Origin of the sequence: [Clostridium] aminophilum DSM 10710 (assembly GCF_000711825.1) — a bacterium.
GTDB lineage: Bacteria > Bacillota > Clostridia > Lachnospirales > Lachnospiraceae > Clostridium_R > Clostridium_R aminophilum.
The window spans coordinates 58,788-81,963 of sequence record NZ_JONJ01000016.1; the positions used below are offsets into that span (position 1 = coordinate 58,788).

The 23,176-nt window shown below is 52.0% G+C and carries 14 protein-coding genes, 3 tRNA genes and 1 rRNA gene; 2 read left to right on the plus strand and 16 right to left on the minus strand.

Annotated features, from left to right (window positions below; genetic code table 11):
• Positions 1–66: 66 nt before the first annotated feature.
• The 6 genes from BR86_RS0111660 to BR86_RS0111690 all read right to left on the minus strand — a co-directional run bounded on the left by BR86_RS0111660 (position 67) and on the right by BR86_RS0111690 (position 8,612).
• Entirely contained in the window at positions 67–903 is an 837-nt protein-coding gene (locus BR86_RS0111660; protein WP_051684781.1) for a metallophosphoesterase, read from the minus strand.
• Positions 900–2,864 carry a GH25 family lysozyme gene (locus tag BR86_RS0111665; RefSeq protein ID WP_051684782.1) on the minus strand — a complete coding sequence of 655 codons (1,965 nt, stop codon included), beginning with the start codon at positions 2,862–2,864 and terminating at the stop codon, positions 900–902. The genes BR86_RS0111660 and BR86_RS0111665 overlap by 4 nt, the downstream gene beginning before the upstream one ends.
• 303 nt (positions 2,865–3,167) lie before the next feature.
• Entirely contained in the window at positions 3,168–4,976 is a 1,809-nt protein-coding gene (locus BR86_RS0111675; protein WP_031474116.1) for an aminopeptidase P family protein, read from the minus strand.
• Positions 4,912–6,435: a dihydrolipoyl dehydrogenase family protein gene (locus BR86_RS0111680; protein ID WP_075034502.1), complete on the minus strand. Its 1,524-nt coding sequence runs from the start codon at positions 6,433–6,435 to the stop codon at positions 4,912–4,914. Before BR86_RS0111680 ends, BR86_RS0111675 begins: the two co-directional genes overlap by 65 nt.
• A 316-nt stretch (positions 6,436–6,751) precedes the next feature.
• Complete coding sequence (gene asnA, locus BR86_RS0111685) at positions 6,752–7,762, minus strand: aspartate--ammonia ligase (RefSeq protein ID WP_031474120.1); 1,011 nt, start codon at positions 7,760–7,762, stop codon at positions 6,752–6,754.
• A 238-nt stretch (positions 7,763–8,000) separates the two neighbouring features.
• The gene (locus tag BR86_RS0111690; protein WP_031474122.1) at positions 8,001–8,612 is read right to left on the minus strand and encodes an HD domain-containing protein; all 612 of its coding nucleotides are present in this window, start codon (positions 8,610–8,612) and stop codon (positions 8,001–8,003) included.
• A 369-nt stretch (positions 8,613–8,981) separates the two neighbouring features.
• Between BR86_RS0111690 and BR86_RS0111695 the strand changes: the two genes are divergently transcribed.
• Together BR86_RS0111695 and BR86_RS0111700 are read left to right on the plus strand one after the other, a co-directional pair.
• Positions 8,982–9,055 (plus strand) — tRNA-Pro (locus tag BR86_RS0111695).
• A gap of 115 nt (positions 9,056–9,170) precedes the next feature.
• On the plus strand, positions 9,171–9,968 hold the full coding sequence (locus BR86_RS0111700; RefSeq protein WP_031474124.1) for a Cof-type HAD-IIB family hydrolase: 798 nt from the start codon (positions 9,171–9,173) through the stop codon (positions 9,966–9,968).
• Between the two features lie 328 nt (positions 9,969–10,296).
• Here BR86_RS0111700 and BR86_RS0111705 read toward each other — a convergent pair whose 3' ends face one another.
• The 10 genes from BR86_RS0111705 to BR86_RS0111750 all read right to left on the minus strand — a co-directional run.
• Positions 10,297–12,801, minus strand: a complete 2,505-nt coding sequence (locus tag BR86_RS0111705) for a transglycosylase domain-containing protein (protein WP_051684783.1) — start codon at positions 12,799–12,801, stop codon at positions 10,297–10,299.
• On the minus strand, positions 12,758–13,171 hold the full coding sequence (locus BR86_RS0111710; RefSeq protein ID WP_075034503.1) for a hypothetical protein: 414 nt from the start codon (positions 13,169–13,171) through the stop codon (positions 12,758–12,760). The genes BR86_RS0111705 and BR86_RS0111710 overlap by 44 nt, the downstream gene beginning before the upstream one ends.
• A gap of 294 nt (positions 13,172–13,465) precedes the next feature.
• Positions 13,466–13,771: a Dabb family protein gene (locus tag BR86_RS0111715; RefSeq protein WP_031474128.1), complete on the minus strand. Its 306-nt coding sequence runs from the start codon at positions 13,769–13,771 to the stop codon at positions 13,466–13,468.
• A gap of 390 nt (positions 13,772–14,161) precedes the next feature.
• Positions 14,162–15,103, minus strand: coding sequence for a translation elongation factor Ts (tsf, locus tag BR86_RS0111720; protein ID WP_031474130.1), 942 nt, complete (start codon positions 15,101–15,103; stop codon positions 14,162–14,164).
• Between the two features lie 55 nt (positions 15,104–15,158).
• Positions 15,159–15,878 (minus strand): 30S ribosomal protein S2, encoded by a 720-nt coding sequence (rpsB, locus tag BR86_RS0111725; protein WP_031474132.1) that lies wholly within the window; start codon positions 15,876–15,878, stop codon positions 15,159–15,161.
• Positions 15,879–16,031: 153 nt separating this feature from the next.
• Complete coding sequence (locus BR86_RS0111730) at positions 16,032–21,314, minus strand: leucine-rich repeat domain-containing protein (RefSeq protein ID WP_081844254.1); 5,283 nt, start codon at positions 21,312–21,314, stop codon at positions 16,032–16,034.
• A 38-nt stretch (positions 21,315–21,352) separates the two neighbouring features.
• Positions 21,353–22,054, minus strand: coding sequence for a sortase (locus BR86_RS15320; RefSeq protein WP_051684784.1), 702 nt, complete (start codon positions 22,052–22,054; stop codon positions 21,353–21,355).
• 620 nt (positions 22,055–22,674) lie between these two features.
• Positions 22,675–22,746 (minus strand) — tRNA-Gly (locus BR86_RS0111740).
• A gap of 11 nt (positions 22,747–22,757) precedes the next feature.
• A tRNA-Pro gene (locus tag BR86_RS0111745) sits at positions 22,758–22,832 on the minus strand.
• Between the two features lie 75 nt (positions 22,833–22,907).
• Positions 22,908–23,176, minus strand: a 23S ribosomal RNA gene (locus tag BR86_RS0111750); the annotation flags it as partial.

Sequence of the window (23,176 nt, forward strand, 5' to 3'; positions counted from 1 at the left end):
CACCACTTCGCCCGTTTTGCCCCGGAAGAACCGGGAACAGCATCTTCCTTTCTTTCCCGGACTGCATCACAGTTCCAGAAGCTGCATGGCATCCACCACATGGGTTGCCGGTTCGTTGTCGTTCAGTCCGTAGAGCGGCCATTCCGTATGGTAACCGAGACACGGGCAGATATAGAGAATTCCGTCTTTCTGCAGAACCTTCCGGAAATGCACATGCCCGCAGACCGCTGCGGCCACCGGATACTTCCGGAACAGTTCATGCAGTTTTTCCGAACCCAGATAGGCGTTGAAAAATCCCCAGTCTTCCTGATTCCCGGGAACGCAGAATTCCCGGATCGGAAGCATATGTGTCACAGCGATCACCGGACCTTCCCGGCATGCAGAAAGCTGCGATTCGATTCTCGAAAGCTGATCACTGCATGCGGCGTCATTGTCGCCGGTCCACTGATTGAAGAACTTATCCTGCCAGGTCCGTCCTCCCTTTGTCATGGAATCCAGTTCTTCCCGGCTGTGATCCGGAGATGCAAAGCTGTAATCATACCAGCCGATATCGCCGGTAAAACGGACTTTCATGTTCTTTTCGCGGTCTGCGGAACTGCTCACCTGTCCGGAAAGACAGAGGATATCGCCGGAATACATCCGGTATATTTCTTCCGTTGACCGCTCCGGACAGTGCTTATTCCACATATCGTGATTTCCGGGAACATACCGGACCGCCACATCCGGAAGAATCTCCGCCAGACGCCGCATCTCACGGATTGTCCGGTCCGGATCTTCGGAAATATCCCCGGCAACGAGAAGAACATCCGCATTCAGTTCCTTTGCTCTTGCCGCAGTCAGTTCGATCACCGGATAGGCCTCATTGATATCCGTATGGAGATCTGAAATCATTGCGATTTTCACTGGACACTCCCCGGACCGTACGATCCTGAACTCTGCCCTGGTACAGAAGCCGTTCCCTGCGGACCGGACTGCTGCCGGCTGTCCGGTCCGGTCACGGAAACAGTTCCCGGCTGCTGGGCCTGCGCCGTATTTTCTGCCTGCGGGGCTGTCGCCTCGGTTCCCGGCGCTGCCGTCTCGGTGCAGGCGCCGCCGGCGTCCGCCTGATACCAGGTCTGTCCGTTTTGGATGACTGCATTCACCGTCAGCGCACCGGAATTCTCCAGATGATACAGGATATTGCCGATGGTCTGCCAGCCGGTAAGCATCTTTCCGTCAGCAGCCAGGTAATACCATGATCCCTTATCCTGAATCCATCCGGTCGTCATCTGACCGTTCTCACGGAGATAATACCACTGTCCGCCGCCCTGAATCCATCCGGTTGCCATTCTTCCGTCACTGTGGAAGTAATACCATGCGCCGCCGATCTCCTGCCATCCGGTCGCCATCTTTCCGTCGCTGTCCAGATAGTAGGTCAGATCGCCCTGCGTAAGCCAGCCGCTCTGCCGTTTTCCGTCTTTCTTCAGATAGTACCAGCGTCCATCCACTTCACGCCATCCGGTCGCCATCGCACCGTCGGCGTCAAAGTAATACTGATCTCCGCCGACTTCATTCCATCCGGTCGCCATCTTTCCATCGCTCCGGAGATAATAGGTCTTTCCGCCGATGGTCTGCACTCCGGTCTGCATGACGCCGTTCGAATTCAGGTAATACCAGTTATTGTCGATCTGCCGCCAGCCGGTTGCCATCGCGCCGCTGCTCTTCAGGTAATACCAGCTTCCGTTGATTTCCTTCCAGCCGGTTGCCATCTTTCCGTCGCTGTTCAGATAATAGTAGCTGCCGGAATCTTTCAGCCACCCGGCTACCGGAATACCGTCCGTGTCGGCATAATACCAGTTTGCGCCGTCATTGACCCACGTCGCCTTCTGGATGACATGGTTCTTGTAATAATAGCGCTGTCCGTCGATCGTCTTCCACGTGTTGCCGTTCACCTTATCGGAGTAATCCCGGAACATATAGTCGATATCGACATTTCCGGTAATTCCGTTCACGCTTCCCTTGGAGGACTGCTGCCAGATCGTTGCTTTCTTATATGTATACTGATCCGCGTAGCGCGCAACCCAGACATCCCAGTTCACCGCGCTCATATCGATCTTGTTGGCAATCCAGTGCTCGTTACAGTAGAGCGCCGGATAATACCCCGCCTCTTTGATGCGTCCGCAGAACGCATTGACCAGACGGGCCACCTCTGCCTTGGACAGTGTTCCGGTTGTATTCTCATCTTCCGCGTCAAAGAAGATCGGAAGCGAGATCGGATAATCCTTAACCGTCTTCAGCACAAAGTCCGCCTCGGCGATAGCCTCTTCTTCCGTCTTCGCATAAGAGTAAATGTATGCGCCAATCCGGATCCCGTGTTTTGCGGCTCCGATGGCGTTGGGCCGGAACGTCACGTCTTCCGCACCGTTTCCTCGGGTAGCAAGAATCGCAAAGGAAATGCCGTCGTTCGCCACCGCATTCCAATCCGTCACATTGTTCCATCGGGACAGATCCACGCCCTTTGCGATCGCGCCGAACTTCGCCGCATCCGAAGAAATTCCGGTCCGGATCGGATTGGTGACCGCAGCCGTGCCGTTGACGGTGATATTTCCCTGCGCTGAGGTATCATAGACGGAGGATCTCACCCGGCCGATCGTCGCACCGGAACTGCTGCCGGATGAACTGCCGGACGGACTTGTCACGGAACCTGCGGTCGATCCGGAAGAAAAACCGGAAGCGGAACCCGCCCCCGGTCCCTGCGCAGCGGTAACTGCGGCACCGTTCGACGGTCCGGCATAGGACGCAAGAGGCATAGCTGTCGTCAGCATCAGCGACAGAACTCCTGCTGCCGCCCGCCATGCCAGTTTATGTTTTCTATTCTGATTCATGATTACCTCCAAAAAACATGATGGCAAATTCTCGAAAAACAGGCTTTGACCTGCTGCCGCTGGTCACCGGAAGGTGACATCTTCCATTTCAGCGGCGTGCGCATCCTCGCGGAGCGTTTTATTTTCCGGAAAATGCGTAGCACTTTTCCGGGAAATAAACAGAGCAGGCTGGTTTTTACCCACCCTGCTCTATTATCTCAGATTTCTTTCGAAATTGTCTGTCCTTTCTATTACATTTTCTTTAATCCGGCCACATTCACAACGCTGCACTGTCAGAGCGATTTCGCCGTTTTCCCCCGGATCTCACCGGTGAACTTCCCGGATCGCGTGTTCAAGCCACTTCTGTTCTCCGGGCAGTAATCTCGCCGTCATCACTTCCCTCACTCTGCGGTGATATGCATTCAGCATGTCGATGTCCTCATCGGTGAGCCAGTTCAGATCCACCGCATCCAGATCAATCGGCACCAGGGTCAGCGGCTCAAAGGAATAAAACTGGCCGAACTCGTTCTTCACATTCTTCACGCACAGAATCAGATTCTCCGTGCGGATGCCGCATTTTCCTTCCATGTAAAGTCCCGGCTCGTCAGATGTAATCATTCCCGGCTCCAGCACGGCATTGACGGAATCCAGATTGTTCGATACGGCGCGGAAGCGGATATTGTTCGGGCGTTCATGAACCGGTCCGAGATAGGCGACGCCGTGTCCCGTTCCGTGATTGTAGTCCAGCCCGTGCTTCCAGAGAACCTCACGGGCGGCATAATCCAGCGCAACTCCGCGGCATCCCTGATGGAAAACCGCATTTTCCAGACGAAGATGTGCCGCAAGAACGAGCGTAAAATATTTCTTTTCTTCCGCGGTCACCGGACCGAGGGCAATGGTTCTCGTAATATCGGTTGTTCCTTCGAGATACTGGCCGCCGGAATCCACCAGAATCATGCCTTCCGGCTTCAGTTCGCGGTTTGTCTCCGGCGCCGGATGATAGTGAACGACAGCCGCATTGTCCGCATATGCGGCAATGGTTGTGAAACTGATGCCCAGGCACCCATCCTGCTTCATGCGGAGCGCATCCAGATATGCTGCCGCGCCCATCTCATCGATCGGAAGCTTTCCGACATTTTCCTTCAGCCACATGATGAAACGGATCATGGCAACGGCATCCTTCCGGTGGGCTTCTCTGATGTTTTCGATCTCCGTCCCGTTTTTCACCGCCTTCATACCGGAAGACGGATTCATCAGACTGATCTTTGTGCAGGAAGGATCCACGCTGCGCCAGAGTTTCATGCTGACGCGCTTCTTTTCCATCAGAATCATGCTGTCCCGGATCTCCGCAAGATCGCGGAAGACTGAACCATACGGCCGTACGTCGATTCCGATTCCGGCAAGATACGAGCGAACGTCCTCATGAACCTTGTCGGCGTCGATATAGAGTGAACCTTCCGTTTCCCGAATCATCAGATATGACAGGAAAACCGGAGTGTCTGCGAGATCTCCGCCGCGCAGATTCAGGATCCACGCAATATCATCGAGGGATGATACCACATGGACGTCGGCATGAACCCTGCGCATGGACGCGCGAATGTCACGGAGTTTTTCCTTCGCACTCCTGCCGGCATATTTGTCATCGAGAATCCAGACCGGATCCTTCGGCGGCTCCGGCCGGTCAGTCCAGAGCCCGTCAAACAGATCCTGTTCAAAATCAAAGCGGATCCTCCGTTCTCTCAGAACACTTTCCAGATTTTCCGCCACAGTCTCGGTGAGAAGTCTGCCGTCAAACCACAGCCTGCTGTTCTCCGGAAGCGAATCGGCGAGAAATTCCTCAATTTCCGGAACGCCTTCTTCCCCGCTCCGGTAGAGATCCACGCCGGTTCCCTGCAGCTCACGCGCCGCCTGAACAAAATACCGGCCATCGGTCCACAGACCGGCCTTGTCTCTCAGGATCACGGCCGTTCCGGCGCTTCCCGAAAAACCGGTGATGTACTTCCTGCAGCTGTAATGCTCCGTCACCATCTCCGAATCATGCGGATCGGACGTCGGCACCAGGCATGCGTCAATATTCTGTTCCCTCATTTTCTCCCGAAGCAAGCGGATCCGCTCCGAAACCAATGTATTCATAACTGTTTTTCTCCTCTTTCAGTTTTTCGCTCTGACGATACACATCGTCGATGGCCGCGTTGATCGCCTCGCTGTAGGTCGGCTGCGCGCGCATTGCCGTATGGAGCTGATGTTCGGTCAGTCCGTTTGCGATTGCGGTCGCAAGTTCGCCGATCATATCCGCCGCCCTCGGGCAGATAATCTGCGCGCCGACCAGCGTATGTGTATACGCTTCAAAGATCAGCTTCACAAAGCCGTTGCTGCTGTCGGCCAGAATCGCTTTTCGGTTTTCCCGGAGTTCCCGGCGCCCGACGATGACTTTCATATTGTAGGTCGCCGCTTCCGCCTCGGTAAACCCGACCGTTGCCACCTCCGGATCGGTAAAGATACATACCGGGACAATCGGAAGAACGACATACATTCCGTTGGGTACGACAGTCATCTGCATCCGGTGGCCCTTCTTTGCGATATGCTCGACCACATAAACCGCCTGGGATGTCGCGACGTGCGCCAGCCTCTGACGGGAAATGCAGTCGCCGATCAGATAGACTCCCTTCTGCGTCGTCTGAAACGAGCGGTCAATGATAGGATGACCATCCTGATCAAATTTGACCGTACAGTCGTCTCCGAGAACGGTTTTAACACGCGACTCACGGCCGCAGGAGACCAGAACCCGGTCGCATTCCACGCTCTTTTCCTCTCCGCCGTCCATATAGTGCACTTCCACCGGACCGTTGTTGACCGACGGATCTACCTCGACGAATTCTTTCACGGAGACGCCGCAGAGAACGCGAACACCCTTTTCCTCCAGATTTTCCTTCATCTTATCCGAAACGGCCTCGTCCAGCGTATCCAGCAGGCGGCTGCTTCTCTCCAGCAGTGTAACTTCGGAGCCCAGTGTCCGGAAAATGGTCGCGCACTCCACGCCGATCACACCGCCGCCGACAACCACAAGGCGATCGTAATGCCATTCCGTCGCGTTCAAAATGGCACGGCTGTTCATGGCCTGCGGCAGATAGATTCCCGGCACACGGAGCACCCGCGGCATGGCCCCGGACGCGATGATGACATTATCGCCGATGACATATTTCACACCCTCTGCCGTATCGATTTCGACCTGATTGTTCCGGTGAAGTTTTGCGGTTCCGTGGATATAGGTAACGCCGCTGCCGATCAGCCTTTTCTGTTCGAGCCTGCGAACCTCCTGCACTTTCCGGTCTTTATAATCCATCATCATCCGGAGATCAAAGCCGGCGCCCTCTTTTGTGACACCGAACATTTCCGAGCGCTTGACATCGCTGTAGACACTGACCGCCTGAAGAAGTGCCTTTGCCGGAACACAGCCGGTATTGATAAATGCGCCGCCGATCTTGTCCTTCTCAATGATCGCCGTCCGCATGCCGAGCTGAACCGCCACCTCTGCCGCAGTATACCCGCCCGGTCCGGCGCCGATAATTACCAGATCATAATGCTCTGCCATAGATTCCTCCCCGCCTCGGTTCGCACATATTTTATGTCTGTCTTCGATGCATGGCTCTTACGGGTGTTCCCGGAAGATTCCTGCCAAACACTGAATTCAGTATAGCACAGACCGACTGTCATGTGAATTTCGGAGAAATTTCCGATACCAAAACAAAGTCCGCGGGGCGTTTTTTTCATAGGGAATTTCGAAGAAATTTCCTATGAAAAAAACGGAGGACCGTCTCCTTTCGGAAAACGATCCCCCTCTGTATCATCCGCAAAATGCGATTCCGCCGATCCCCGTCCAAATTTGGGACGGCTCGGCATCGTGCAGATTAAAGAAGACGAATATTGTGTTTCAGTGCCTCTGCTCTGGTGCCGTCCGGCCAGATGGAGGACTGAATCTCTCCGATATGCGCTTTTCTCAGGAAGAACATGCAGATACGGGACTGTCCGATACCGCCGCCGATCGTCAGCGGAAGATTCTCCTCAAGAATTGCCTTCTGGAACGGAAGAGATGCTCTCTCCATGCATCCCGCCTTCTTCAGCTGGGAAGCCATGGATTTCTCGTCGACACGGATACCCATGGAAGAAAGCTCCAGTGCAATGTCCAGAACCGGATAGTACACGAGAATATCACCGTTCAGGCTCCAGTCATCGTAGTCCGGAGCTCTGCCGTCATGCGGCTCGCCGCTCTTCAGCTTGTCGCCGATCTGCTCGATGAACACCGCTCCGTGAAGCTTCGCCGCCTTGTACTCTCTCTCCTTCGGGGTAAGCTCCGGATAACGGTCTTCCAGTTCCTGAGAATTGATAAAGGTGATGTCATTCGGAAGATAACGTCCGATGTACTCATACTCGTATGCCATGTAATCCTCGGTAACCTTCAGCGCTTTGTATACGCTTCTCACGGTCTCCTCGAGATACTCGATGGAGCGGTCGCGACGGTTGATGACTTTCTCCCAGTCCCACTGATCGACATACAGAGAATGGATATTATCGGTCTCCTCATCTCTGCGGATCGCGTTCATATCGGTGTAAATGCCCTCGCCCGGCGCAAAGCCGTACTCCTTCAGTGCATATCGCTTCCATTTTGCCAGAGACTGAACAACTTCTGCCTTGTGATCATTCAGTTCTCCGATTCCGAAATCGACCGGACGCTCGATACCATTCAGATTATCATTCAGACCTGTCTCCGGGAAAACGAACAGAGGAGCCGAAACACGGATGATATTCAGCTGCTTTGCAAGCTCTCTCTGGAAAAAGTCTTTGATTGTCTTGATAGCTACCTGCGTCTCGCGCAGACTCAGCTGCGGCTCGTAGCCCTCCGGAATAATCAGGTTCTTCATTTGTCTAATCCTCTCTTTCATCGCCTGCACACAGACAGGCATCCGCATACGTTATGTCGGTGTATATGTATGTTTTATACAATGGTGAATATTATAGCACCGCCATGGAATGATATGCAAGAAAAAAACTTTGATCTCTCCCGCGTTCTCTCCCGCGTTCTCTCCCGCTTGTCCCCCGACTTCTCCGCTCCGCATCCCGATGCAGAGCAGCCGCGGCATCCGCATTCCGCGACTGCCCTCATTCCGGCCGGATATGCCCCTTCTTCAGGTGTTTTCCGATGATCTCCTCCCTCTGATATTTCCAGAGTTCCTCGCTCCCCTCATGCGTCCGCGCATTTCGTGCGAGGATCGGCGCGAGGCTCACCCCGTGTTCCACCCAGCTGCGACCGTCGGATGCGTCATTCAGAATCATCGGCTGGAGATTATCCATCGTATGCGCAAATTTCGCTTCCGGAGTCTCCCATGCCTCAAATTCATCCCAGATTCCCCGGAACAGTTTCGCCTGGTCTTCCGGCAAAAGACGGAAAATGCGGTCTGCCGCGGCCATTTCCCTCTCTTTCTGTGTCTTCTTTGCCGCCGGATCATACGCGTATGTATCGCCGGCGTCGATCTCGACAAGGTCATGAATCAGGAGCATCAGGATGGTATGAAGCACATCGATTTTTTCATTCGAATACTCCGCGAGAAGCGCCGTCATGATCGCCATATGCCAGGCATGCTCGGCATCCCCCTCTTTTCTGGAACCGTCGGCAAGATATGTCTGCCGGATGATTTCTTTCTCTTTATCGATTTCCCGGATAAAATCCAGCTGCTGCTCCAGGCGGGATTTCTGATCACTCCGTTTGTCCATTTTTTTCTCTCCCCATTTCTTTTTACACGGTGACACACTTCACACTGAAACGCATCGCGCTGACATTCCTCACGCTGACATTCCTCGCGCTGACATTCCTCGCGCTGATACACTTCGCAATGAAAATGCTTCGTGCTGATATTCCTCACGCTGACCCTTTCGCCTCGCATGCGTGGTGCGCTTCGTCCAAGCTCTGTCTGACCGTGCACCCTATGGTATGTCATTCGTTTTTTTCGTATACCGTGATATCTGCCGCGCCATATGCCAGAGTATACACAGCGTCAATTCCAGAGCCATACATTACATCATATCACATTTTTCACACATAATTGACGCACTCCGAACATTATGCTACAATTGTCCGGTACACGGGGTGTGGCGTAGTTTGGTAGCGCGCTCGGCTGGGGGCCGAGAGGTCGCAAGTTCAAATCTTGTCGCCCCGATTTTTTATTGTATGTCCTGCCCGCGAAGCTTGTTTCATCTCATTCTTCTGCGGGTCTTATTTTTTGCAGGATTGTGAGCGATATAAAGGTGTGAACGATATAAACGGAGGTATCTATGCTTGTCAGCTTTGATCTTGATATGACGTTATTGGATCATAAGGATTTAAGGATCCCCGACAGTGCGCTTCGCGCTCTGGAGCTGCTCCGACAGTCCGGAAAGAAGATTATTCTTGCCACCGGCCGTGATATGGATACCCACTACAGCCGCGAATATATTGATCTGATCCGGCCCGATGCTGTGATCCATATGAACGGCACCAAGATCACAGCCGGTTCCCGTCTTCTCTACGAACATCACTTTAACCGGAATCTTCTCCGCGCCATGATGACCTTCTGTGAGGAACGCGGCTACAGTATCGGCATGACCTACGGGGATGACGATTATTATCTGAATCCGGAGGCGGTCGAGGCCAATGACCGCCGCCGGTGGGGCGAATGCGGGCGTCATTTTCGTGATCCGAACGCCCTTCTGACGCTTCCTGTCCGGACGCTGGCCTTTGTCGGATCCCCGGATCAGGTGAAAGAAATGCAGAAAACCTTTCCCAATGTCCGTTTTCCGCTTTTTTCTTCGCAAACCGGTGCTGATATCGTAGAAGAAGGATGTTCCAAAGCCGACGGTCTGGTCCGCCTCGCACAGTATTTCGGCGAAGATCCGTCTCTGAAAGACGCCGTCGCATTCGGCGACAGTATGAATGACATTGAAGTGATTCGCGCTGTCGGCACCGGAATCGCGATGGGAAATGCAGTCCCCGAACTGAAAGAAGTTGCAGATTATATCACCGACCCGATCGGTCAGGACGGAATCTACAACGCATGCCGGAAGTTCGGCCTGTTTGAACCAGCGGTTATCTGAGAAAAGTGCGCGGGCTTTGTATGACACCGTTCGAGGTCACCGCAAAATGACATCTTCCGCTCAGCAATGTGTGCATCCTCGCGGAGCGATTATTACATCACAGGAAAGTGCGAAAAACTTTCCTATGACATAACAAACAACAGAACAGGCCCCGAATGCCGGATCAATCCGGCATTCGGGGCCTGTTCTGTTGTTATTCCACGGCTGACTCGCCAAAGCCCGTATCTGCACAGAGCCCTGACGACTGCCGCGATAAAGTGCGGAACCCGCAGAGCGCGTTTCGCCTCATTCTTTTCCTTTCTTTTGCCGCTCTCAGCCACGCAGTTTTTTATCCTGCTGCCGGTCCGACCGGAATCTCGACAGGATGCGCTGCCGGTCCGTAGGCCGGCTCCTCCTGAGGCTGATTTCGATTCGGCTGCGGCGCATTCTGTGCCTGCTCAGACGCCGGGCCAGGTCCTTCCGCACCGCCCTGTGCGGCCGGGTCCGCGCCTTCCGGAAGCGTCTGAACGACCGCTGCCGTCTCCGCCGGATTGTCTCTTCCGACTGTGCCATATTTTACAAGCGCTTCCATTCTCTTTTTCATGGATTCACTGTTCATCTGGGCAATCAGATTCTTTGCCAGTTCACGGTCTTCCGAACCATACTGTCCTTCTCCCGATCGAAGACTTAAAATGATCTTCAGCGCCTTGTCCGCCTTCGCGTGATCCGACCGGTAATCCGCCGTCGTATAATTGCGGTTGTCAATGCGGAAGGAGGATTCATGACCCTGAAGGTACTCCGAAGATCCGAGGCCGCGATCCGACGTCGGCGCTTCAAACTGAACGCCCTCTTTTCCTTCCACCAGACTCATCATCGCCTGTTTCCAGATCGCCGCCGGATAGGTTGCACCGTACAGGTTCGACAGTGCCTTCGGCTTGTCATATCCGACCCATACCGATACGGCATAATAAGGAGTCACACCGCAGAACCAACCATCCTTACTGTTGTTCGTCGTTCCGGTCTTTCCCGCAGCCTGAACCGGGCTGTTCCATCCCATTGCAGCAGCCGTTCCTCTTGTGATAACGCCCTTCATCATATCGACCATCATATCCGCACTCTCGCGCTGATATACCTGAACCGACGGGGTTTCTTCAAAAATATCTTTTCCCTGCGTGTTAACCAAACGCACAATACAGGTCGGTTCCTTATAAGAACCGTGATTCGCCAGCGCCGAATAAGCTCCGGCCATCTCCTCGGTTGTCACACCATGCGTGAATCCGCCGAGAGCGGTCGCCTGATAGTAATCATCCGGGACAATGTTGTCGAACCGCATCTGCGTCAGATACGCCATTCCGAGATCCGGCGTCAGATCACTGTAAATAGACCAGGCGACACCGTTTCGGCTCTTCTCCAGTGCGGTTCGAAGCGGCATGGTATTTCCGGTCAGCGTGCTGACATCGACACCTTTTTCCTTCGCGGCATCAATGCTGATATCGGTTACCGTCGTGGAAGACGTGTATCCGTTTTCCAGCGCCGGCGTATAAACCACCAGCGGTTTTATCGTACTTCCCGGCTGTCGATAGCTCTGGAAGGCACGGTTCAGTGTATATGTGGAGGTCTCCTGCGTTCTTCCGCCGACAATGGCCACAACCTTTCCGGTGCTGTTATCCATCGCGGTCGCCGCACCCTGAAGGCTGAAGATTCCATTATCCGCCGTCTGATCGTTAAAGGCGAGAACGCCGTCAACCGCCCCCTGAAGTTTCGTCTGCATATCCGGATCTAGCGATGTGTAAATGGAGTAACCTCCGGTATACAGCGCATTCCTCTCCTGCTCATACAGTTCGTTGAAATGATCCTGATACTTCTTGTATTCATCCGTGGAGCGGAAACCGTACTTAAAATCAAATCCGTCCTTTTTCATGAGGAAGCGAACCGCACAGTCAATGGCATACGTCGTCTCGTAATTGTGAAGCGGAACGCGATGCCTTGAGACAGAGATCTCCTCCGCCTTTGCTGCCCTGCACTCGGAATCCGTGATAAATCCCATGGAACACATATCATCCAGAATCTTGTCTCTTCTGGTCAATGCGCGCTCCGGATGGTTGTACGGATTATAGTAGGTCGGCGAGTTCGGAATTGCGCAGAGATAGGCGGTCTCACTCAGTGTCAGATCCCTTGCGTTTTTCCCGAAATACCCCTTTGCCGCAGCCTCAAGGCCATAATAATAATTGGCATAGTTGATATCATTGATATAGAATTCCATGATCTGCTTTTTGGTATATTTCTTCGTCAGATCCATGGCAATCAGCATCTCTTTGAATTTACGTTCCAGCTTGATCTCACGGGTCAGGAAACGGTTTCTGGCCAGCTGCTGGGTAATGGTACTCGCGCCGTGCATCTCATCGCCGGAGGATTTCAGATAATTCACCAGAACACGCATGATTCCCCTGACATCAATGCCGGAGTTATCCCAAAAGCTGCGGTCCTCAATGGCAATAAACGCATTGACCGCATTTTTCGGAATCTCATCGTAAGACAGATAGCTCGAATCCTCGTCTCCGGTCAGTTTCGCAAGGGCATCTCCGTTCACATCGTAGATATAACTTGCCTCCTGGAGCCGAAATGTATCCAGCGTACTCTGCTCGACAACGCCCGCAACCTGCTTCTTATAACTGTTGTATATCGGAATCAGTTTCACACCCAGAAAAAGGGCACCGATCACCGCCGTCGAGAGCGTCAGAACGATGAGCGTACGAACCATCGCATTCAGAATCGTAAATACGGAACGAACCGCGACCCAGGCGGTGTTTTCATGAAGATTTCTTTGATTCCTGTCGCTCTTTCTGCTGCTCATGTGCATCCTCTCGTCTGAATTTCTTTTCTCTCTCATGGAACGCCTTGAGAACAACGCCCGACTCATACTGATATGCGTATATGCACTCCTTCATGAGCTGTTTTTCTTCGTCATCCCGACATTCTGAGAGAAGCATGATCTCCTCGTCCTTTTCGAGATACGCATCTCCACCACTTTCACGATCCCGGATTTTCTTGTAAATACGGAATTTGCGGCTGAAATCCGGGCATTTGTAATAAATACTTTTCATCGGTTCCGGCACAATTCTGAGCTTATACTTTTCTGACATTCGCGCAAGAATGTTGTGAACCTTTTCACATTTTTCCCTTGTCAGGTTCTCTGAACTGGGATAACACAGTAAACAGTCCATCGTAATCCTCTTCCTGCTCCTTCTTTTGACAGTCATTTCTGCCTGATTTTACTATTGTTTTGAATTCAAAATCCCTTAAAAGCGCATAAAAACTCTATTTTGGAATCTTATTGATGATAACACAATTTTAGACAATTTGCCACACTCGGCGCGTCATGATCCATGACGTTTTTCTTACACCTATGACATGAAGAAGAACTGCCTTTCTGACATCAGAAAAGCAGTTCCCGGATTTCACCTTATTGATTCGCTTTCTCGGATTCCTTGCCCTCGTCCTGCGGCACCAGATTCCGGTTATTCGACTTCGTAATCCATGCAGACCCTTGCTTTGGTATAAGGGCGAACCTTCGTATCCGCTACCGCAACATGAGCAGGATGTACTGCGTAACCCTTCAATGCCTCCGGACTTTCCAGCGTTGTATTCAGCATGACATCCGCCGTGGAAGATTCCAGGAACTCTGTGCGGACATGAACCTCCAGAAGGCCCGGAACCTTGCCTGCAAGGCCTTCGAGTCCCTCTTTGATTCCTCTGCGAATCTCTTTTTTCCGGTCCTCGCTGAATTCATCTTTCAGCTGCCAGAGAATAATATGCTTTACCATTGCTTTTCTCCTCTCCCTGATCGTGCGGCCCCGTCTGCTGACATCTCCTCCCCGTCCGTCCCTCCCTTCATCGGTGAGTTCCGGAAGAACGTTTGAAAACTCCCGAGCGCCGTTCACGAGTCCTTTATTCATGAATCAAAGTATAGCATATTTTCTTTCAAATTGCACTGCGCGCAGAAACATACACGAAGCTTAGAACAAAGTCTGCAAGTGGGCTTTGGCCCCCTCTACCCTCACTCTTTCTATACCAGAACAAAGTCCGCGGGGCGTTTTGTTTCATAGGGAATTTCGGAGAAATTTCCTATGAAACAAAAACAGCGGCACCGGGAAAAATCCCCCGGTGCCGCCGAAAGTTCATACGAAATATCAAAAAAACGCTGTCTGCGCAGATTACTTGTTTGCTGCCTCTCTCTGAGCTGCAACCTCTGCTGCGAAGTCCTCGTTCTTCTTCTCAAGACCCTCACCGGTCTCAAAACGAACAAAGCCCTTTACTGTGATCTGTGCGCCGTTTGCCTTGGCAACTTCCTCAACGTACTTCTGAACGCTCTGCTTGCCGTCAGCAGCCTTAACATAAGTCTGGTCTACCAGGCAGATCTCCTTGAGCTCTTTGTTGATACGGCCCTGAACCATGCCAGCGATGATCTTCTCATTTGCATCCGGCTTCTCGTTCTTTGCAGCTGCCGTGATGATCTCTGTCTCGTGAGCAAGATACTCCTGATCAACCTCGGTTCTGTTGGTGAACTTCGGGTTAAGAGCTGCAACCTGCATTGCGATGTTTCTGCCCATCTCACGGATCTCATCGTTTACAACGGTTGTCTCAAGATCAACCAGAACGCCGATCTTACCGCCAGCGTGGATGTAGGAAACAACCATACCGTTGTCTTCCTTCACCTGAACAAATCTTCTGATGTGCATGTTCTCGCCGATGATCGCGATCTGAGAAGAAAGCTCCTCAGCAACGGTCTTGGACTCATCCAGTGCCCACTTCTCAGCAAGGAATGCATCGATGTCAGCAACGGAAGTGGTGAGTGCCTGATCTGCAACCTGGCCAACGTAGGTTCTGAACTTCTCGTTCTTTGCTACGAAGTCAGTCTCAGCGTTAACCTCAACTACAACTGCCTGCTTCTCATCTGCAGAAACCTTAACCTCGCAGACACCCTCAGCTGCAATACGGCCTGCCTTCTTCTCTGCACCAGCAAGTCCCTTCTCTCTCAGGAACTCGATCGCCTTATCAAAATCGCCATCGGTCGCTGTCAGAGCCTTCTTGCAGTCCATCATTCCGGCACCTGTCATCTCACGTAATTCTTTTACCTGCTTTGCTGTGATTGCCATTGCGGTATTCTCCTCTCAACTATATGCAATTGATTTTCGTTCTCAATATTACTGATTAAGCCTCAGCCTCTTCAGCAACCTCTGCCTGAGTCTCGCCCTGCTTTGCCTCGATCACTGCATCAGCCATCTTGGAAACGATCAGCTTAACGGCTCTGATTGCATCATCGTTGCCCGGGATTACATAGTCAAGCTCATCCGGATCACAGTTGGTATCGCAGATACCGAACAGCTTGATGCCCAGCTTGTGAGCCTCAGATACACAGATTCTCTCCTTCTTCGGATCTACAACGAAGATAGCAGCCGGGATCTTCTTCATCTCAGCCATACCGCCGATGTTCTTCTCAAGCTTCTCAAGCTCTTTTCTGAGACCAGCAACTTCCTTCTTCGGCAGAACCTCGAATACGCCGTCAGCTTCCATCTTCTTGATCTCATTCAGTCTTGCAACACGAGTCTGGATGGTCTTGAAGTTTGTCAGCATACCGCCGAGCCATCTCTCGTTTACGAAGTACATTCCGCATCTCTCAGCCTCTGCCTTGACAGTATCCTGAGCCTGCTTCTTTGTACCAACAAAAAGGATGTCGCCGCCCTCTGCAGCAACCTCAGCCATAGCCTTGTAAGCCTCATCGATCTTGCCAACAGTCTTCTGAAGGTCGATGATGTGGATTCCGTTTCTCTCTGTGTAGATGAACTCACCCATCTTCGGGTTCCATCTTCTTGTCTGATGTCCGAAGTGAACACCTGCCTCAAGTAACTGCTTCATGGAAATAACGCTCATGATTTTTTCCTCCGTTTGGTTTTTTCTTCCGCTGTCATCTTCTATTCCCTCGGGGACCTGAACCTTCAGGCACCGACCTTAAGGATCCGAGCAGCGTGAATAATAGTCAACTCCGTTATATTATCACAGCAATTATTTTGTGGCAAGAACTTTTTAAATGCTTTTTCTCTTCTTTTTTCTTTTCTTTCTGAGACACAGAAAACCGGTCATCAGACTGGCTACTCCGGCTGCCATCAGAAGAAATGCAGTGACCGGAGCATCCTTCATCCCCGTATCCATCGTCGGCTCCGATCCGGACTCGCTGCTTTCAGCTCTGCCTGCATCACAGCTTCCATCCGCACCGCCTGCATCCGCGCCTTCCGTACAGCCGACATCTCTGCCTTCATTACCGTCTACATCCCTGCCTCCATCACCGTCTACATCCGCACCTCCATCACCATTTTCACCAACGCCTACATCAACACGTTTTTCACTGTCTGCATCCCATCTTCCATCACTGTTTTCCCTTGCTCCCGTAGTTCTGCTCCTCCCAACCGCGGTAAGATTCATCGGCAATACCGGAATTTTGCCGTTCTTCCTTTGGTCCTTCTGTCCCTTCGGGTTCGTTTCCGATGGTGTCCTGGCGGATGCCATCTCCCGGTTTTCCGGACCGTTCTTCCTTTCTTCCGCCAGATTCCTCTCCGCCTCAGTCTTCCTTTCCGTTTTTCCTGTTTTTTCCGATTCTTCCGCAGCCGCCCTTCTTCCGGCGGCAAATCCGGCATCGTAGGCCGACTCATATCCGGCTCCTTTTTCAGTACCGACACTCACACTTGCCGCTCCCGCCTCAAATCCGGTTTCATACCCTCTGTGATATATGCTGTCCGGGTCGACAGATCGCATGCCGTCCGCCAGTCCGTCGGAATATCCCTTTTTATAGGATGATTTGGAGTCGCTTCCCGACGAACCGCTTCCGCCATTCCGGGTTCCGTCCCGATAACCTTCGGCATATCCGCTGCGGTAAATCACCTCCGTGTTGACGCTTCCCTTTCCGCTTTCAAAACCGGTATCATAGCCGGAAGCATATGACGCACTGTTCCGATTCACCTCTGTGTCTTTTGTATAATCCGTATACTCCATTGCGGTGCGGATCAGCGCCTCCACCTGCTGCTTCAGAGAAGCAATATCGTCTTCCCTCTGTTTCAGCCGGTCCCGAAGCTGTGCCGCACTGTCATCCGAGCGGTCCAGTTTTTCCCTCAGTCCGGCGGCATTTTCCTCCGCGGATGCAATATTTTCCCGAAGTGCTGTGATCTTTTCATAGATCGCCTCGAGGGTCTGGGCTATTGACCGTGACTTTTCTTCCTTGTCCTCCTTATCTTCTTTATCTTCTTTATCCTCTTTATCTTCTTTATCTTCTTTATCCTCTTTATCTTCTTTGTCTTCCTTGCCTTCTTTTTCCATCAGGGAGCGGAGCACCGAGTTCAGAGCATCCTGATAGCCTTCCGCCTTACTCTGTGCATCTTTCAGTTTTGAGGAAAGCTCGTCGATAGCATGGACAATTTTTTCAAAATCATCGTCACCCTCCTGAACTTCCGCTTCCGCTCCGGCCTCCCGCAGATGCTCCTTCATCGCCTGGATGCCCGCAGCACAGTCATCCAGCCGTTCACAGATTTCTCCGATCTGCGCTGCGAGCTCCTTTTTCAGATTCCCGAGGGTAGCCTCATATACCTTCCCCTGCTCTCCTTCCGCAGCCGGCGTGCCATCCTCCTTTACTTCATTTCCGTCTGAATCGGTAAGATGGATACCGTCATGTTTTACGGAAAACCAGATATCCTCTGTCTCTCCGTCACCATCCGCATCATACCGTGCCTGATAGACCGGACTGCCATCCGGAGCCGACACCTCGGTTTTCTGATACTTTATCGCTCTGCCTTCCAGAAAGACCACTTCCGTCCTGGTTCCGTCCTCCGCAACCGTCGTACCGAAATATCCGGACTGATCCGCCGTATTCCGGCTGACATAGGCAGAAAGCGCCCCCACCAGCTTCATATACTGCTTTCGCACGTCTTCCAGTTCCCGGATCAGCGTTTCCATCGAATCTGCTCCCGCATTCTTCAGAGCATTCTCAATCTCTTTCATCCGTTCTTCAAGCTCCGCAAGTGCGGATGTGATGGCATCATACGAACCGTACGTGTACTCCGCATATCTTTCCGCAGAATACTTTTCCACGCGGACGGAAACCGGCGCGGCATAGAACTTCCTTGATCCATTGCGGTCAGAAAACACAAGTGCCGTGACCGACAATGTTCCGTAAGACTGTCCGGCTTTCAGATCACTCTCCGCTGCCAGAACCGGCTCAAAGGCGGCGATCCGTTCTTCCGACAATTCCGATTCTCCATTCAGCATCTCCTGAACATCGGACGTGCGGACAGCATAAAAATGCTCCTCCGGATATGCCTCGCCTTCCTCTTCCTCATACATTTTTCTGACTGTCAGTTTCGATTTGTCTAATTCTTTCGTTGTTAAAATGACTCCGCGATAATGCGCGGCAATCCCGGTCTGAATTCTTCCGTTTCTTTCCTCCGGATCCGTTCCATGCCGTTTCATCTCTTCACTCAGCGAGCCGACCGGCCTAATCCGGACTGAGGTCAGGTTTCCGGCATTTTTCAAGTTCCTCCAGGCATCATTTTTCCAAAGACTCATGCCCGAAAGGGAAATATCCTCTTCGTTCAAAGCTTCGCCCTCCGCGGAATCTGTTTCGTCCCACGGGATGTATACCTGAACCGTACCGGATGCGCCAAAACAGCTCCGTACCGGCTCCCCATTCCGGAAATGATACCGCGTGGCGCTGTTCTTTGCGTAAATAATTCTTCCGGGATCGGTAAACACCCGGTCCTCATTCCGCTGCCCGTCCGAATCATCCCCGTCGGACGATTCCTCCGTGCTTCCCTGAAAAGACGTCTGATTTCCCTCCCAGTCGTATGCCACCGATTCACACGCTTCTCCGAGAACGATCTGTGTGATATTCCCGGTATGTTCAAATGAATGCGGAGTAAGATCGCAGTCCGCTTCCAGCGATCGGAGTCCGGTGCAGCCGTCAAACGCATACTCCCCGAGGGATGTACCTGCCGGCAGGATCACCTTCCGCAACGAGACATTGTTTCGAAACGCATAAGATCCGATGGATACCGATCCGGACAGATGTAATGTCTCCAACGTCTCCGCATCCGAAAAAGCATACGGTTCCATGCGGATTACGCCGTTCAGAACAAGCCGCTTCAATTGTCTGCTGTCACGAAACGCCTTCTTGTGCACCGCAACATTGCCGGTCAGAATGACATTCTCCAACGCCGTATCGGCGAAAGATGCCGCCGAGAGAATCATTCCGTCTCCGCTTCCCTTTGCGCTCAGCTTTTTCAGATTCGGCAATCCGCCGAAAGCATACGATCCCACCGTTCCGGAAAATTCCGGAAAATGAACTTTGGTCAGATTCGACCGGTAAAACGCTTTGAGACCGATCGCCCGAATCGAAGACGGAATCGTGACATCCGCAGATGCGGCATTTCCGGCAAACGCATAATCATTGATCACCTGAAGCGAAGACGGAAACGATATTCCTGCCCACTCCGAACAGGACGCCGGAACAAACGGATGGTTCTCCGTTCCGCCGCCGATTGCCGCAACCGGCCTTCCGTTAATCTTTGCCGGAACATTCAGACATTTTCCGGAATCCAACAGTCCGCCGATCCCGGTGTTCTCAGTATATAATCCGATGACATTGCCGTTGGAATCCAACTTATACATCCACTCGATTTTTGACTCCGGATCCTGAAACGAATACCAGGAACTGTCATCAAAGCCGACTGCATTTTCGCTTCCGCCGTTCGGATCAAGTGTAATCTTCACGTCCAAAGCCGCTGTTCTTCCTTCATAATCCACTTCACCGGCTGATCCGCTGGCCTTCACGCTGATCCGATCGGTAATCGGCTCTGCCAGATCTTTCGGTGCGGTATAAACCGTTCCCTCGGCAGCACCTTTATCCGCATTCACGAGTTCAAATCTGACCGGTCCGTCGCACTGATCTCCGCTGTCATAGCCTGTCACCTCGATCAATGACAACAGATCCGCTGTTGAGCCTTCCATCAAAGCTCCCGGAAAGGTAGTTCTTCTCTGTATCCGGATTTCTTTTGCCGGACGCGGTACGATCGAAACGTTTTTCTCCGACACATAGCTGTATGTATTGTCTTTCACCGTGAGCGTGACCGCCAGCTTCCGGTTGAGTCCTGTCGGGGCAACATAATTATTGTTTTTTATATATCCGCCGTTTGCGGTCTTCACAGATACCGTATATTCCGCGTCCGCTTTATTTGAATACTGTACGGAAGAAAACAGCGCGGAAAGCGGTACAGAAGCTCCTTCCTCGACCGAAGTGATTCCCTGCGTGACACTCAGTCCACTCACATCCGGTGTGATGTTCACCGTCCTCTTTGTCGAAAGATTCCTGCCGCTTCCCATCTCAGTGATGGTCAGGGTTGCGGTCTTCGGCGTACCGGAACTCGGAATGATCCAATTTGTTCCGCTGATTGTGCCGACATTGACGCTGATCCGGTAAACTGCCGATCTCCCCGCATTGGTTCCGTCGGTATAAGTCACACCGGAGATCACCTGACCGAGTGCCTTTGTCTGCCCCGCCGTGAGCGATGCAACCGCCACGGACGCCCGGATTCCGGTACTCTCCGTAAATGCCGCAACCGAAAGATCCGATCCGCTTAACGTGACTTTTGATGTATCCAGATTAAATGCCGGTGCGACATTTCTCTGCATTCCCTGATATGTATCCGATTCCGAATGAAGCTTTCCATCCGGATACATACAGATCGCCGTATCATGCATTTTATTTGACGCATATCCGTTGTTATAGTAGGTTCCCGTCCATGATCTGGCCGCGTTCATAAGGGGTGCCCGATAACCTCCGCTCGTTGCGGTCCCCTTTCGGTTAAAATGTTTGAGATCCGGCACTCCCAGTTTGGAGATACCCACCAGATATAAGCCTTTTCCATAGGAAGCACTCTTCTCGGCCCCTTTAATGGCCTCATAAAGCGCTCTCGTTTTTTTGTCATAACCACTGATGTCCTGACCGTCAATGTCTGCCTTATATTCCACACCGTTTCCAAACCGGGAAATCACATATCCCGGCCAGCAGCCGGATGTCACACCATTTGACTGCAGCACCGCATATCCCGTCCCCTGTTCCGCGACCATCCAGGAGTATCCCCCAAAATGGTAAGTATTGCCAGTGGTGAGAGATACGCCGCCTTTTACGCCTTTCTCATACTGATTGATTCCCATCAGGGAGCTTTCCGCTGCATACGTCGACTGCATTCCACCGCCACCAAACAGTATCAGAGCGGCGGTAATCATTGCACCGGCTATTCTTTTCCATAATTCTGTTCTATGCATAGTCCTCTCCTTCCCCGGGCGCCGTACCCCCACTCACATCACAGCGCCAGTCCTGATCCATCCACGTGACGATTCCAAATCTCTCCGTTTCGTCCCACATCTGTGGCCCAAGTGCGAAGACCGACCGGAAAACGACGCTCTTCCAGGGATGTAAACACGGGTTGATACAACCTTCTTATCCGTTTCTCTTCCGTCAGCGGAAACAGCTCCCGTCGTACTCCGTGCATTCGAATCCAATGCCCGAAATCTCCGCGGCAATGCAGTGAAAACAGCGTGCAGCAATCTTTTGCCGGATCAATCCGGAATTCCATCGGTGCGGCTGAATCGTCAATGCTTACCCGCTCAATCCGGTAAATCAACGTCTCCCCAAGTACACAAATGCGGAAAACATCCCCGACGGAAAGGCAGGCAGTTTTTCCCGTAATTCCAATCGGAAATACGGACCGATTTACCGAAAGGACCGTATGAGTTCCCGGCCCACCCACCGGAAGGGAAGATCCCGGCATGTGCTCCATTCCGTCAGGGCAGACCTCCGATTGCATGCCATGATAAATCGGCAGGCAGCAATGCAGTTTCGGAATGAAAATCTGCCCCATTACACCGGAGCCGCCGGGATTCAGAAGCCGTTCATACTCCTCCCGTTCCAATCCGGCAAGCGGGCCTCCCGGCGGATTCCCGATCAAACGCCGGTTATACGCACGCGCTTCTCTTCGATACCGATCGTAGTCATTCGCTCTCATTTTGTCCGTTTTTCCTCCTTTTCTCTGCTGAACAGGCAGATCTTCGTATATCCGTTTGATAATTGCTTTCGTGATATCTTTGGTGATTGCTTTCGTGATATCTTTGAGGATGCTTTGCTGATTTCTTCGGTGATATCTTTGAGGATGCTTTGCTGATTTCTTTTTGATTCCTTGACGATACTGCTGATAATTACTCTGGTATTTTCTTAGATGAATGCTTTAGAAATTTGCTTTAGAAATACTGAAATGATTCCTCGGATCAGTCCGGGAATCTCTGAATAAAGTGAGATTCCGTTCCCGAAACGAGAACGTCAGCTCATATAAAACACGATGAAGCATGTAATTCTGAAAAAAATACAGCTAAAAAAGATACTTACACGCAACGATGATTACACACAACGGCATATCCGTTTCCGGAAAGAACGATGCTGCAGAAATAAAGCGATATAGAAGATTTGAAACTTTGTTTAAAGCTTTGAAACCATGTTCGATGTTCGAGTACAGCCGGCAGACGGAAGCGATTACCGATTGTTCCGGCGGATTCGTACAACAGATTGGATGTAGAACTCCAGATAGCACAAATGGGATAGCTTTCGCTATCCCAAATGACTAAAGAAAAGAGCGCGAGACGGGATTCGAACCCGCGGCCCCCACCTTGGCAAGGTGGTGCTCCACCACTGAGCCACTCGCGCATACATATTAATCGGGGTGACAAGATTCGAACTTGCGACCCCCTGCTCCCAAAGCAGGTGCTCTAGCCAAACTGAGCCACACCCCGTGATCCTGAAACCTCAGAAAGATACATACCTTCAAAACTGCTTACTGATTGAAATACTCCGATTTTTGAAACCTTCTGGATAAGCCCTCGACCTATTAGTAACAGTCAGCTGCATGCATTACTGCACTTCCACCTCTGCCCTATCAACCTCATACTCTCTAAGGGGTCTTACTTCTTACGAATGGGATATCTCATCTTGAGGGGGGCTTCACGCTTAGATGCCTTCAGCGTTTATCCCCTCCCGGCTTGGCTACTCTGCCATAGGATTGATTCCTAACAGATACACCAGCGGCCAGTCCATCCCGGTCCTCTCGTACTAGGGACGGCTCCTCTCAAATATCCTG

Bases quoted from the DNA above. Each gene is read 5' to 3' on its own strand.
- BR86_RS0111700 (WP_031474124.1), top strand. From the start codon at position 9,171: ATGCTTGTCAGCTTTGATCTTGATATGACGTTATTGGATCATAAGGAT.
- BR86_RS0111705 (WP_051684783.1), bottom strand. From the start codon at position 12,801: ATGAGCAGCAGAAAGAGCGACAGGAATCAAAGAAATCTTCATGAAAAC.
- BR86_RS0111730 (WP_081844254.1), bottom strand. From the start codon at position 21,314: ATGCATAGAACAGAATTATGGAAAAGAATAGCCGGTGCAATGATTACC.
- BR86_RS15320 (WP_051684784.1), bottom strand. From the start codon at position 22,054: ATGAGAGCGAATGACTACGATCGGTATCGAAGAGAAGCGCGTGCGTAT.
- BR86_RS0111675 (WP_031474116.1), bottom strand. From the start codon at position 4,976: ATGAATACATTGGTTTCGGAGCGGATCCGCTTGCTTCGGGAGAAAATG.
- BR86_RS0111710 (WP_075034503.1), bottom strand. From the start codon at position 13,171: ATGGACTGTTTACTGTGTTATCCCAGTTCAGAGAACCTGACAAGGGAA.
- rpsB (WP_031474132.1), bottom strand. From the start codon at position 15,878: ATGAGCGTTATTTCCATGAAGCAGTTACTTGAGGCAGGTGTTCACTTC.
- BR86_RS0111690 (WP_031474122.1), bottom strand. From the start codon at position 8,612: ATGGACAAACGGAGTGATCAGAAATCCCGCCTGGAGCAGCAGCTGGAT.
- BR86_RS0111680 (WP_075034502.1), bottom strand. From the start codon at position 6,435: ATGGCAGAGCATTATGATCTGGTAATTATCGGCGCCGGACCGGGCGGG.
- asnA (WP_031474120.1), bottom strand. From the start codon at position 7,762: ATGAAGAACCTGATTATTCCGGAGGGCTACGAGCCGCAGCTGAGTCTG.
- tsf (WP_031474130.1), bottom strand. From the start codon at position 15,103: ATGGCAATCACAGCAAAGCAGGTAAAAGAATTACGTGAGATGACAGGT.
- BR86_RS0111715 (WP_031474128.1), bottom strand. From the start codon at position 13,771: ATGGTAAAGCATATTATTCTCTGGCAGCTGAAAGATGAATTCAGCGAG.
- BR86_RS0111665 (WP_051684782.1), bottom strand. From the start codon at position 2,864: ATGAATCAGAATAGAAAACATAAACTGGCATGGCGGGCGGCAGCAGGA.